The sequence below is a fragment of the Rhodococcus sp. 1163 genome, assembly GCF_002091985.1.
GTDB lineage: Bacteria > Actinomycetota > Actinomycetes > Mycobacteriales > Mycobacteriaceae > Rhodococcoides.
In genome coordinates, this window is record NZ_MKKX01000033.1 from 113,017 (window position 1) to 125,797 (window position 12,781).

12 protein-coding genes are annotated in these 12,781 nt (G+C 63.3%); 9 read left to right on the forward strand and 3 right to left on the reverse strand.

Annotation, left to right across the window (positions count from 1 at the left end; genetic code table 11):
* Nucleotides 1–27 precede the first annotated feature (27 nt).
* Nucleotides 28–648: an FHA domain-containing protein gene (locus tag BJD99_RS14315; protein ID WP_084348056.1), complete on the forward strand. Its 621-nt coding sequence runs from the start codon at nucleotides 28–30 to the stop codon at nucleotides 646–648.
* Here BJD99_RS14315 and BJD99_RS21315 read toward each other — a convergent pair.
* Together BJD99_RS21315 and BJD99_RS14320 are read right to left on the reverse strand one after the other, a co-directional pair.
* Complete coding sequence (locus tag BJD99_RS21315; protein WP_373270545.1) at nucleotides 631–927, reverse strand: alpha/beta fold hydrolase; 297 nt, start codon at nucleotides 925–927, stop codon at nucleotides 631–633. The genes BJD99_RS14315 and BJD99_RS21315 overlap by 18 nt on opposite strands.
* On the reverse strand, nucleotides 825–1,571 hold the full coding sequence (locus BJD99_RS14320) for an alpha/beta fold hydrolase (RefSeq protein WP_256895750.1): 747 nt from the start codon (nucleotides 1,569–1,571) through the stop codon (nucleotides 825–827). The genes BJD99_RS21315 and BJD99_RS14320 overlap by 103 nt, the downstream gene beginning before the upstream one ends.
* A gap of 229 nt (nucleotides 1,572–1,800) precedes the next feature.
* Between BJD99_RS14320 and shbA the strand changes: the two genes are divergently transcribed.
* Complete coding sequence (gene shbA / locus BJD99_RS14325) at nucleotides 1,801–2,376, forward strand: RNA polymerase sigma factor ShbA (RefSeq protein WP_084348057.1); 576 nt, start codon at nucleotides 1,801–1,803, stop codon at nucleotides 2,374–2,376.
* A 122-nt stretch (nucleotides 2,377–2,498) separates the two neighbouring features.
* Here shbA and htpG read toward each other — a convergent pair whose 3' ends face one another.
* Nucleotides 2,499–4,436: a molecular chaperone HtpG gene (gene htpG / locus BJD99_RS14330; RefSeq protein WP_084347691.1), complete on the reverse strand. Its 1,938-nt coding sequence runs from the start codon at nucleotides 4,434–4,436 to the stop codon at nucleotides 2,499–2,501.
* Between the two features lie 123 nt (nucleotides 4,437–4,559).
* Here htpG and BJD99_RS14335 point away from each other — a divergent pair, with 123 nt between their 5' ends.
* The 7 genes from BJD99_RS14335 to BJD99_RS14365 are packed head-to-tail and all read left to right on the forward strand — an operon-like array spanning nucleotide 4,560 to nucleotide 12,772.
* Entirely contained in the window at nucleotides 4,560–5,660 is a 1,101-nt protein-coding gene (locus BJD99_RS14335; protein ID WP_084347693.1) for an MBL fold metallo-hydrolase, read from the forward strand.
* Nucleotides 5,661–5,682: 22 nt separating this feature from the next.
* Nucleotides 5,683–8,103: an HAD-IC family P-type ATPase gene (locus BJD99_RS14340; protein ID WP_084347695.1), complete on the forward strand. Its 2,421-nt coding sequence runs from the start codon at nucleotides 5,683–5,685 to the stop codon at nucleotides 8,101–8,103.
* Nucleotides 8,104–8,137: 34 nt separating this feature from the next.
* On the forward strand, nucleotides 8,138–8,326 hold the full coding sequence (locus BJD99_RS14345) for an antitoxin (protein WP_084347697.1): 189 nt from the start codon (nucleotides 8,138–8,140) through the stop codon (nucleotides 8,324–8,326).
* 34 nt (nucleotides 8,327–8,360) lie between these two features.
* Complete coding sequence (locus tag BJD99_RS14350; protein ID WP_084347699.1) at nucleotides 8,361–9,998, forward strand: Na+/H+ antiporter; 1,638 nt, start codon at nucleotides 8,361–8,363, stop codon at nucleotides 9,996–9,998.
* Nucleotides 9,999–11,192 (forward strand): lipase family protein, encoded by a 1,194-nt coding sequence (locus tag BJD99_RS14355; protein ID WP_084347701.1) that lies wholly within the window; start codon nucleotides 9,999–10,001, stop codon nucleotides 11,190–11,192. It begins immediately after the preceding gene.
* Between the two features lie 3 nt (nucleotides 11,193–11,195).
* On the forward strand, nucleotides 11,196–11,591 hold the full coding sequence (locus BJD99_RS14360) for an MmcQ/YjbR family DNA-binding protein (RefSeq protein ID WP_084347703.1): 396 nt from the start codon (nucleotides 11,196–11,198) through the stop codon (nucleotides 11,589–11,591).
* Nucleotides 11,592–11,602: 11 nt separating this feature from the next.
* Nucleotides 11,603–12,772, forward strand: a complete 1,170-nt coding sequence (locus BJD99_RS14365; RefSeq protein ID WP_179142359.1) for a sensor histidine kinase — start codon at nucleotides 11,603–11,605, stop codon at nucleotides 12,770–12,772.
* The last annotated feature ends 9 nt before the right edge of the window (nucleotides 12,773–12,781 follow it).

Genomic DNA, 12,781 nt, shown 5'->3' on the forward strand with positions numbered 1-12,781 from the left:
TGCTTTTCACGTGAACCGGGAGGTGTGGTGAGCACCGAAGAGAATTCGCGCCTGCAGTACGAAGGGTCCGACGGCGTGCGACACGAGGTGATCCTCTCGCCCGAGCGTGTTCGACTCACTGTCGGACGTTCCCCGCAGGCTGACATCGCGTTCGAAACCGATCACGAGGTCTCACGGCTTCACGCGGCCATCGAGTGGATGGGAACGCACTGGACTCTCGTCGACGACGGATTGTCCCGGAACGGTACCTACCTGAACGGGGACCGGCTCACCGGTAGGCGGAGTCTGCGGCAGGGGGACACGATCCGCGTCGGTGGGTCGACTCTGACCTTCCACGACTACTCAGGCCTCCGCGACGAGGCCACTCGCGTCGCCGCGGACCTCCCGAAGGCCAGGACACTGACCGACACTCAACGCGCCGTTCTCATCGCGTTGTGCAGGCCTTACAAACACAATGCGACGTTTGCGAACCCGTCGTCGAATCAGCAGATCGCAGCGGAGATCTTCCTGAGCATCGATGCCGTCAAGACTCACCTCCGCGTCTTGTTCGCCAAGTTCGGGGTCGAGGACTTGCCGCAGAATCAGAAGCGACTCAGGCTCGCCGAACGTGCCCTGCAGAGCGGTGCCATCTCACAACGCGACCTGTAGGGCGGCGCCGGTCGTGGTTGTTGCGGCGGTCTCCGCTGCCACGACGAGAGTACGGATCGCGTCGGCCACTTCTGCTGCGCGTTCGAGGATCACCATGTGCCCGGCGTTCTCGATGCTCACCATTCGGGCCGCGGGCAGTAGGGCCGCAATGACATGCGAGTGGCGGATGGGCGTCATCAAGTCCTCGGACCCACACAGCACGAAGGTCGGTACGACGGCCAGGGCAGCAAGGCTTTCCCTCTCGTCGAAGTCGTGCAGTGAACCGAGGAATCCTGCCATTGTGACGACGGAGGTGTCGTTGAGCATCGCTGTCGCCAGCGCGACGACCCGCGGTCTGACGCGGCGGGATCCGCACCCGGCAGCCCGGACGATGGGGGCGCACACCCCCGGCTCATGCGCTTGGTGATCGCCATGATCGACGGGGCGCGTCGAACCGCGGACTGGAACATCGCGAGCAGCGGATGTGCGAGGCAGACGCCGAGGCCCTCCTCGGCCAACCCCGAGGATGCGGTGGCGACCAATCCGACGCCCACCAGGCGTTCGCCTACTTCACCCAGGTGCTGACGGGCGTAGGACATCGTCGTCATACCACCCATCGAGTGCCCGACGATCACGTATCTGCCGGTCGGGACCACTGCTCGTACCACTGCACCGAGGTCGCGGCCGAGAGTGTCTATCGTGTACGACTCGGCGTCGGCGGACCCGGACGCACCGTGGCCGCGGTGGTCGTAGAAGACCATCCGAACGTCCGCTCCCCACGATTGCTCGAGTTCGTCTCGGACGTCGAACCAGGATTCCATCCGTAGGCAGTGACCGTGCACGAACACCACGGTCAGACCGGCATCGAGGCGTCCGCTCTCGTGAACTGCCAGCGTGGTGCCGTCGTCTGTCGCGACTGTGCTGAACCTGCGCCGTTCGTTCATGAGGGACTCCGATGTCTTCGATGGTCTCTAGTGGTGATTCGCGAGAACCGCCACTTGTGTTACCTACATCACTGTGCCGCGGCGCTTCTGGCTTCGGAACGCACCTGATAGGGGGTAGGGCCGCACCCGAGGGGTCACTATTTCCACCCTCGGGTGGGTAGTGACCAAACCATCGACCGCACAGGATCGAACTACATACAGGCGCAGGGTGAGCAGGGAGGACGGGGCGATGACCGATGTCGACGTCGTGGAGTTGCTCGAGGCACAGGTGGCGCTGGCGGTGGTCGGAGACCGTGTAGCGCTCGGCAAAGTGCTCGAACTGGTACAGCCGCGCCTCAAGCGTTACTGCGCTGCACGGTTGGGCAATCTGGACGTCTCGGCCGACGACGTCGTGCAGGACGTATGCCTCGCTCTGGTGACTGCCGTTCCCAAGTACCGCGACATGGGGCGCCCCTTCATGGCGTTCGTGTTCGGCATCGCGTCACACAAACTGGCCGACGCGGGTCGAAGAGCAACGGTTCGGCGGGCCTACTCGCTAGAAGCGGCAACCGATGAATTGGTGTCGGAAGAAACGCCCGAGGACCGCGTTCTGGAAACCGAATTGCAGACTCACGCGCAGGCGTTGATGGACACCCTGTCGCCGCAGCACCGAAAGATCATTCTGATGCGCGTCGTGTGGGGAATGACGGCCCCCGAAACAGGTCGCGCCCTGAATATGACCGCCGGGGCGGTTCGGGTAGCGCAGCACCGAGCGCTGAACAATCTGCGTTCGGAGTTGACCAACTTTTCTCTACTGTGTGCGTGAACGTATATCACCGCGGCGAGTGAACACCCTTTTCCATGAGTGAACCCCCAAGCTCTTGGAAGAACTAGGGGGTTCACTCGAGAAAAAGGGTGCGCGGTCAGTGGCGCACGCACCCGAGCCGACTAGACCGTCCGCGTCAACCGATCGGCAAGCAAACGGGAGAACTTGGCAGGGTCCTTGAGTTCGGTACCCTCGGCGAGCAGTGCTGTCGCATACAGCAACTCGGCTGTCTCTGCGAGGTTCGGGTCCTCGCTGCGATCCTCACGCGCTTTCTTCAGACCCGTCACCAGATCGTGCTTCGGGTTCAGTTCGAGGATGCGCTTGGACGGCGGAACGAACTGCCCCGACGCCTTGTACATCTTCTCGAGTTGCGGCGAGAAGCTGAACTCGTCACCGACGACACAGGCAGGTGAGGTGGTCAGACGCGAGGAGAGGCGTACCTCTTTGACGTCGTCACCGAGAGTCTCGGTCATCCACGTCAGCAGGTCGGCGAAGTCCTTGTCCTGCTCTTCGCGCTGGGCCTCGGCCTCCTTCTTCTCCTCCTCGGTGTCCAGGTCGACCTCGCCCTTGGAGATCGACTGGAACTCCTTGCCGTCGAAGTCGGGGACGTTTCCGACCCACACTTCGTCGACCGAGTCGGTCAGCAACAGCACTTCGAGGCCGCGCGCTTTGAAGGCCTCCATGTGCGGGGAGCTTTCGATCTGCGAACGGGACTCGCCCGTCATGTAGTAGATCTGCTCCTGGCCGTCCTTCATGCGGTCGACGTACTCGGCGAGGGTGGTGACGCCTTCCTCGCTGAAAGTCGAGCTGAACGAGGACAGTGCCAGCAACGCCTCGCGATTGTCGGAGTCCGAGATCAGACCTTCCTTGATCGCGCGACCGAACTGCGACCAGAAGGTCGTGTACTTCTCGGGCTGCTCGGCCTGCATTTCCTTGATCGTCGCGAGCACCTTACGGGTGAGGCGACGACGGATCGCGCGAATCTGCCTGTCCTGCTGCAGGATTTCGCGGGAGACGTTGAGCGAGAGATCGGCTGCGTCGACGACACCGCGAACGAAACGCAGGTACTCGGGCATCAGCTCTTCGCAGTCGTCCATGATGAAGACTCGCTTGACGTACAGGTGTACGCCGGTCTTGCCTTCGCGCATGAACAAGTCGAACGGTGCCTGCGACGGAATGAACAGCAGCGCTTGGTATTCGAAGGTGCCTTCGGCCTTGAACGGGATGACTTCGAGTGGCTCGTCCCAGGCGTGGCTCACATGCTTGTAGAACTCCTTGTACTCCTCTTCGGATACTTCGTCCTTGGAGCGGGTCCACAGCGCCTTCTGGGAGTTAACGGTTTCCGTCTCGATCGTGACGGTCTCTTCGCCACCCTCGCCGTTCTCGTCCTTCGGGCTGGTGACTCGCTTCTCCACATCGATGCGGATGGGCCAGGCGATGAAGTCGGAGTACTTCTTGACGAGTTCCTTGACCTTGCGCTCGTCTGCGTAGTCGTGGAGGTGGTCCTCCTCGTCGGCAGGCTTGAGGTGCAGAGTCACCGAACTGCCCTGAGGTGCGTCCTCGACGTCACTGATCTCGTAGGTGCCCTCGCCGGTGGACTCCCACTTGGTTGCCGTTGCCTCGCCTGCCCGACGCGTCAGCAGCGTCACCTTCTCGGCGACCATGAACGTCGAGTAGAAGCCGATCCCGAACTGTCCGATCAGCTCTTCGGAGGCTGCTGCATCTTTGGCTTCCTTGAGCTTCTTGCGTACTTCCGCGGTGCCGGACTTGGCGAGCGTGCCGATGAGGTCGATGACCTCCGCACGCGACATGCCGATGCCGTTGTCGCGGATGGTGAGTGTGCGTGCCTGTTTGTCGATGTCGAGTTCGATGTGCAGATCGGAGACGTCGACGTCGAGGTCTTTGTTCTGATACGACTCGAGGCGCAGCTTGTCGAGTGCATCGGAGGAGTTGGAAATCAGCTCGCGTAGAAAGCTGTCCTTGTTGGAGTAGATGGAGTGAACCATCAAGTCGAGGAGCTGTCGCGTCTCCGCCTGAAATTCCCGCTGTTCCGTGGTCATGGGTAAGTGAGATCTCCTTCTAGGGCAAACGGTAAGCAAATATTCTAGTGCAAGGCTACTTCTGCGCGCATATGTCGAGCTGGCCGCACCTCGCGCGAAGCGCGGCTGACCTACTGTGGTGCGGTGACGAAGAAAACGATAGTGCCGATCGCGCTCGCAGCTGCCGGCGCGGCGTGGCTGACCAGGGCTGCCTGGGGTTTGCCGGCACAACTGGGAGCCGGCACCGCCAAGATCGCCCCGTATGCCGCGGGCTCCTCTCGATATCGTGACCGACGTTTCCACAACTCCGAACCGAGTTCGAGCTTCACCGGCGGTGGCGAGGAGTCGATCCTGCGGTCGCTGCTGCGCGGTCGTTCGCAGGGGCGGCCGAGCCGTCCGGTTCCGCTCGCCCCACTGATCGCTCCCGTCGATGCCGGCGATATCGCAGTGACCTGGTACGGGCATTCGAGTGTACTCATCGAGGTCGACGGGGTTCGTGTGTTGGCCGATCCAGTGTGGAGCAACCGGGTATCTCCGTCCACGATCGTCGGACCCGCGCGATTGCATCCGAGCCCTGCGCCGCTCGACGCGTTGCCACGTGTCGACGTGATCGTCATTTCCCACGATCATTACGACCATCTCGACAAGGCGACCGTGCAGCAGCTCGCGGGGCTACACAATGCACCGTTCGTCGTACCGATCGGGATCGGCGCGCACCTTCTTCGGTGGCGAATTCCTCAGGACCGAATCATCGAGCTGGATTGGGACGAGCAGACCGAGGTCGCCGGACTGACGATCACGTGCACCGAGGCGCGGCACTTCTCCGGACGTGGGCTCAGGCGGGATCTGACGCAGTGGGCGTCGTGGGCCTTCGCCGGCGCCTCGCACCGCGTCTTCTTCGGCGGCGACACCGGATACACCACCAAATTCGCCGAGATCGGGGCAAAGTACGGTCCCTTCGATCTCACGTTGTTGCCCGTCGGGGCCTACGACCCGCGCTGGTCGGACATTCACATGAATCCCGAGGAAGCGGTGCGCGCACACGGAGACCTCGGCGGCGACGTCCTGGTTCCCGTGCATTGGGCGACATTCAATTTGGCGTTCCATCCGTGGTCGGAGCCGATCGTCCGTTTGACCGCGGCAGCCGAGCAGTCGGGGGTGAAGGTTTCGGTTCCGATGCCTGGTCAACGGGTGGATCTCGCGCGAGGGTTGGCCGGCGACCGTTGGTGGGCTCGGTTGGGCTGATCGACGGCCTAGTCTTACTGCCATGTCGATCGAAACGGACGCTCAGCGCGAGAACGGACTCACCGAAGAAGAGGTGGCGACACTTCGATCCGAGGGCAAGTCCAACGACGTCCCGGCCCGCGCAAGCCGGTCTGTCAAGGAAATCGTTCGTGGCAACGTCTTCACCCGCATCAACGCGATTCTGGGTGTCCTACTGGCCATCGTGCTGTCGACGGGTTCGGTCATCGATGGCATGTTCGGGCTGCTGATCGTCGCGAACAGCGGGATCGGCATCATCCAGGAGATTCGAGCCAAGAGAACTCTCGACGCGCTTGCGATCGTGGGGCAGAGCAAACCGGTCGTCAGGCGTGACGGTGAGGCCAGGGAAGTTGCGCCGGACGAGGTGGTGCTCGGGGACGTCATCGAGCTGGGTTCGGGTGATCAGATCGTCGTGGACGGGGTGGTGATCGAATCGGACAGTCTCGAGATCGACGAATCGCTGCTGACCGGCGAGGCCGACACCATTCACAAGCAGGTCGACGGTGAGGTGCTGTCGGGGAGTTTCGTCGTCGCGGGGAGTGGGGCGTACCGGGCGACGAAGGTCGGTCACGATGCCTATGCCGCCAAGCTCGCCGACGAGGCCAGCAAGTTCACGCTCGTACATTCCGAACTGCGTAGCGGCATCGACAAGATTTTGAAGTTCATCACCTATCTGATGATTCCGGCGGGCGCCCTGATCATCTACAACCAGTTGTTTTCGAGCGGACAGTCTCTCGGACCTGCGCTGAACGGCATGGTCGCGGCGTTGGTGCCGATGGTTCCCGAGGGTCTGGTGCTGATGACCTCGATCGCCTTCGCCGTCGGAGTGGTCCGACTCGGCAGGCGGCAATGTCTCGTGCAGGAGCTGCCCGCGATCGAGGGTCTCGCGCGCGTGGATGTGGTGTGCGCCGACAAGACGGGAACGCTCACCGAGAACGGTATGCGGCTGGCCGAACTGCGGGTCGTGGATCCAGGTGATGCCGAGGTCCTGCCGCCGGTTCTCGCTGCGCTGGCGAACGACGATCCGCGACCGAACGCGAGCGTGCTCGCCATTGCCGAGGCGTACCCCGACGCTCCCGGTTGGACGCAGACCGCGGTAGCTCCGTTCTCCTCGGCAAAGAAGTGGAGCGGATTGTCCTACGGCGACCACGGCGATTGGCTGCTCGGTGCGCCCGATGTCCTGCTGGACCCGCAATCGGACACCGCGCGGGCGGCCGAGGAAGCCGGATCGGCCGGTCTGCGAGTCCTGTTGTTGGCGAGCAGCAACCTCCCCGTCGACGACCCTTCTGCCCCGGGCGAGGTGACGCCCCGCGCATTGATCGTTCTCGAGCAGAAAGTGCGCGCGGATGCCCGCGAAACGCTCGAATTCTTCGCAAGCCAGGCAGTTGCCGTCAAGGTCATCTCCGGTGACAATGCGGTCTCGGTCGGAGCTGTCGCGAGTTCGCTCGGTCTGACGAGTTCGCCGATCGACGGACGCGATCTGCCGGAGAATTCGGAGGATTTGGCCGACACCATCGAGAATTCGACGACTTTCGGACGGGTCCGGCCGGATCAGAAACGAGCGATGGTCGGCGCGCTGCAGTCGCGCGGGCACACCGTGGCGATGACCGGTGATGGAGTCAACGACGTGCTCGCACTCAAAGATGCCGACATCGGTGTGGCCATGGGCTCGGGTAGCGCCGCAACTCGTGCCGTCGCGCAGATCGTGTTGTTGGACAACAAGTTCGCGACACTGCCGTATGTGGTCGGCGAAGGCCGCCGGGTGATCGGCAACATCGAGCGCGTATCGAACCTGTTTCTGACCAAGACCGTCTATTCGGTATTGCTGGCGTTCCTCATCGGGCTGACCGGGGTGTTGTCGCAGATCTTCCATTTCGAACCGATTCCGTATCCGTTCCTCCCGCGGCACGTGACCATTGCAGCCTGGTTCACGATCGGTATTCCGGCATTCATTCTCTCGCTCGCACCCAACAATGAGCGTGCCCGAACCGGCTTCGTATCCCGCGTCATGCGCTTGGCGGTCCCCTCGGGCGTGATCGTCGGAGTCGCGACGTTCGTGTCGTATCTGCTCGCCTACCAGGGCGCCGACGCCACCGAAACACAAACCATCCAGGCCAGTACGACAGCATTGATCACCTTGATCATGATCGCGTTGTGGGTGCTCGCGGTCGTCGCCAGACCGTACGAGTGGTGGAAGATCGCGCTGCTCACGGGATCGGTCGTCGGCTACTTACTGCTGTTCACCATTCCGTTCTGCCGGACGTTCTTCAAACTCGACCCCTCGAATGTCGCTATGACGACGTCGGCGATCGTCATCGGGGCCGTGGGTATCGTCGCGGTCGAAGCCGCCTGGTGGATCAGTGCCGCGCTGCACGGTGAAAAGCGTCGACTGTTCGGTGCCATGCCGGTGGGCGGCGCGACGTAGTCTTGTTGCCATCCACGTACCAGAAGGAGCGGTCATGAGTTTTGCAGATTCGTTGAAGGGCCTTATCGGCAAGGGGCAGAAAGCTGCCGCCGAGAATTCGGACAAGATCGAGCAGGCCGTGGACAAAGCCGGAGACTTCGTCGACAAGAAGACCGGTGGAAAGTACGCCGATCAGGTCGACAAGGTTCAGGACGCCGCGAAGAACGCCATTCCGGACAAGTAGTGGGTTCTTGCTCGGTGGACGGCACAATCTAGCTGTGGACGGACCCATCCTGCTTCTCGTCGTCATCGCCGCTGTCGCGGTTGCTGGGTTCGCCAAGCGTCTCGACCTGCAGGTTCCGCTGGTTCTGGTCGCAGTGGGGTCCGTTGCATCGTTCATCCCGGGCGTGCCGCATGTGACGCTCGCGCCGGATCTGATCCTCGGGGTCGTGCTGCCGCCGCTGCTGTATTCAGCGGCGCTGAACTTTTCGTTCGTCAGTTTCCGTAAGAACCTTGCACACATTCTTCGACTGGGGATCGTGATGGTTCTCGTCACGACCTTCGCAGTCGGCTACTTCGCCAACTGGCTGGTTCCGGAATTCACGCTCGGAGCGGCGCTCGTGCTGGGTGCAGTCGTCGCCCCACCCGATGCCGTGGCTGCCATCGCAGTCGGCCGTAAGCTCGGGCTGCCGTCGCGGATGATGGCGATACTCACCGGGGAAAGCCTCGTCAACGATGCCGCAGCGTTGACGCTGTTCACCTTGGCGGTCGCCTCGGTGACCGGGCAACGCATCGCCATCGACTCACCGGTCCTGTTCTTCGCATACGAGATCGTCGGCGGTGTCCTCATCGGCCTCGTCCTTGCCGGCCTGGTGCGGTTCGTCCGGTCTCGAATTCAGGACTCGGCGCTCGAGACCGTCCTCGGGCTCGTGCTTCCCTTTGCGGCGTACCTCGCCGCCGAGGAGATCCACGCCTCGGGTGTATTGGCCGTCGTCACAGCTGGTTTCGTGCTGGGCCGCGTGACGGCCGATGTCGCGGTGACAACCAGAATTCAGGAACGTCAGGTGTGGCCGACGGTCGATCTTCTGCTCGAGGCGTTCGTGTTCGCCTACATGGGTTTGCAACTGAAGTTCGTCATCGAGGACGTTCGAGCGGACGGCCTGCCGGTGCTGCACATCTTCGCGTATGCACTCGTGATTCTCGCCTTCGTCATCGCGGTGCGTCCCGGGTGGATATTTCTCAACACCGGTCGCCGGATCCTGGTGCGAAAAATGGTGCGCAAGAACAAATCCGAGAACTCCGATGCGCTCGGCCTGACCTGGCGCCAAAACCTCGTCCTGTCGTGGGCCGGGATGCGCGGCGTGGTGACACTTGCTGCAGCGTCCGGTGTTCCGCTCGTCACGGTCGCAGGCGATCCGTTCCCCGGGCGTGGAGTCATCCAAGCCGTCGCCTTCGTCGTCGCGGTCGGCACGTTGTTGATCCAAGGGCTGACGCTTCCGTATCTGATCCGTCGATTGGACGTTGCCGACCCACTCGAGCAGCAGCAGCACGACGAGCAGTGGGCTCTCGCGCGGACCATCTCCCGCACATCGGCCGAAAAGTACATGACAGCCGCTGCGCACGAAGGACTTCCGGGTGTGAGTGCTGAATCCGTCGATGCCGTTCTCGAACGAGTGCGAAGATCCGTTCGCGCCCGAATGGACGCCGACGAAACCGAGGACCATGAGGAACGGGCAGCCGCTGCAGGGGCACTGTTCGACGCGCTTCGCCGAAACGTTCTGGTGGCGCAGCGTGCCGCCCTTGTCCAAGCGCGAGACTCCGGCGAGCTCGACGACGAGATTCTTCGAGACGTCCTCGACGGTCTCGACGTCGAAGAGGCTGCCGCCGAGGCTCGCATCGATCGTAGGAGCAGGTAGATGCGCAAGACGATAGTGGCCGCCTTTTCGGCGCTGACCCTCTCGGTGCTGGCCCTGACTGCCTGCGCTCAGCCCCAAGCGGTGACACTCCCATCCGCTGACGCTCCCGTTCCTGCTGCGCCGGTCGGCGCGGAGCGCGGTTCGATCGTCTCCTCGATCGAGATTGGGCATACCGATCTTGCGGTCCGCGTCCTCGGTGCCACCGCCACCCGCGTCGTGTATCGGTCGACATCGCGAACAGGTGATACCGGGACCGAGGTGTCGGGAGTGGTGTTCGTGCCGAAAGGGGCTCCGCCTGAAGGTGGCTGGCCGATCGTGTCCGTCGGACACGGCACGACCGGGGTCACGGACGAATGCGCGCCCTCGCTCTACCCGAACCTGTTGGGCACCATCGGCACGGTAGCGCCGTTCCTCGAACGCGGCATGGTGGTCGCGGTGACCGACTACGAAGGCCTCGGGACGCCGGGGGAGCATCCCTATCTCGATCCCGATGCAGCGGCCCACAACATCATCGATGCCGTCCGAGCAGCCCGTAATGTCGTGCCCGATGCCGGAACCAGGTGGGGTGCCGTCGGCAACTCGCAAGGTGGACAAGCGGTGTGGGCTGCTGCCGAGCGCACGGACTACGGCGACGGACTCGAACTCGTCGGTAGTGCTGCGCTCTCGCCCGCGCTCGATCTCGCCCCCATGTTCGATCTCGGGGCGTCGAACACCCTTGCACAAATGCTGTTGGTCCCTTTTCTGGTGGACGGGCTCCGCTCACAACAGCCGGACGTTTCCGACTCGGACTACATCAACGGTGCCCTGGTCACAGATCGGCGGGCCCTGACGGCGTGCACGGACCTGCTCGGTTTCCAGAAGGCGGACGCAGCAACGCGACTGATGCCGGGTGACGCGAAGCCCACTACCGAGGCCGCACGCATCACGATGGTCGACTGGCTGCGTTCGGTAGCACTGCCCCGAACCCCGACTGCTGTCCCGCTGTTGGTCGTCGTCGGCGAGCAGGATCAACTGATCGACCCGAAATGGACACAGGACGCCGTCACACAGGCATGCTCGATGGGTGACGTCGTCGAGCTTCGTCGATCGCCGGACCAGGGTCATTCCGATCAAGGCGCGACGAACGACGCAGTCGAGTGGCTCAGCGGTCGTCTCGAGGGACAAGCTGCACTCGATACCTGCCAGGGAGGCTGAAGGATGCTCGATCGACCGACACCAGAGGCTGCCGAGCCACTGCTGATGTTGCGCGCATTGTGCATGGCACTGCCGGAGGCGACCGAACGCGTCAGTCACGGCGAGCCTGCATGGTTCGTCCGCAAGTCACCGCAGTTCGTCATGTTCGCCGACCACCATCACGACGACCGCATCGGGTTCGTTGCCGCAGCGCCTGCAGGGGCGCAACAGGATTGGATCGCTCGCGATGGGAGCCGATTCTACGATCCACCGTACGTCGGCGGTCGCGGCTGGATCGGGGTGTACCTCGACGTCGAACAGGACTGGGAGCAGATCGCCGATATCGTCGAGGATGCGTACCGCACCGTCGCGCCGAGAACGCTCGTCACCCAACTCGATGCGGAGCGGCAACCGGAGTGAGTTCTGCGCTCATGTGGTTCGCCGTGATCGTGGCGTTCGCAGTCGTCGCCATCGCCGTGATCAGCCTGCGCGGACGCCGCGCACTGACGACGCCGGAGGAGCGGGCAGTCCATTCGACGTTGCACACTGCCTCACTCGCGGCACGGCCACTCAGGCAGGGACTGGACCCGGAATCCGCAGCCGAGGCCGCCCCTCATCTACGTGCACTGACCGGGACCGACGCACTTGGGGTGAGCGATTCGGACGGCGAACTGTTGACCTGGAACGGCCCCTACGAGGAGCTGTCGGAGCTCTTTCACCACGCTGCTCGACGCGCGATCGACGGCGAGCGTCGGGTGCTGCTGGCGTATCCGCTGGGCGGGGATCATGCGGTACGTGCGCTGATCGCCCAGCCCTTGCTCATCGAGGACGTCGGGGTGGTCGGTGTTCTCGGTGCCGTCACCACGGACGTGCCGGGGCCCGGCATGCTCGGCGCTATCACCGAGGTCGCGCGCTATGCGTGTGGCCAGATCGAACTCGCTGAACTCGACGCATCCCGCGCCAGGCTGGATCGTGCCGAGGTGCGGGCACTGCGGGCGCAGATCAGCCCACATTTCATCTACAACGCGCTCGGCACCATCGCCTCGTTCGTGCGAACGGATCCGGATCGGGCACGTGAACTGGTTCTCGAGTTCGCCGACTTCACGCGATACTCGTTCCGAACTGCAGGGGAGTTCACCGTCCTCGCCGACGAGTTGCGCAACATCGACCGGTATCTGACCCTCGAACGGGCGCGCTTCGGCGACGCGCTCCAGGTGACTCTGCAGGTAGCTCCCGAGGTCTTGGGCGTCGCGCTGCCGTTCCTCGCACTGCAGCCGCTGGTGGAGAACGCCGTACGGCACGGGATCGCCGGCCACCCCGGCGGCGGCAGCATCACGATCGTGGCAGCCGACGAGGGCACCGACTGTTTGATCAGCGTCGAGGACGACGGTGTCGGGATGGATCCGGAACTGCTGCGCGCGGGCTTTCCGAGCACCGACTCCGACGGATCGACCCACGCTCACGTCGGGTTGTCGAACGTCGACGACAGGTTGCGTGCTGCCTTCGGCAACGACTACGGCCTCGTCGTGGACACCGCGCCGGGATCGGGTACGAAGGTGAGTATGCGGGTGCCGAAATTCAAAGCAGGTATTCGAGCGTGACCTTCATCT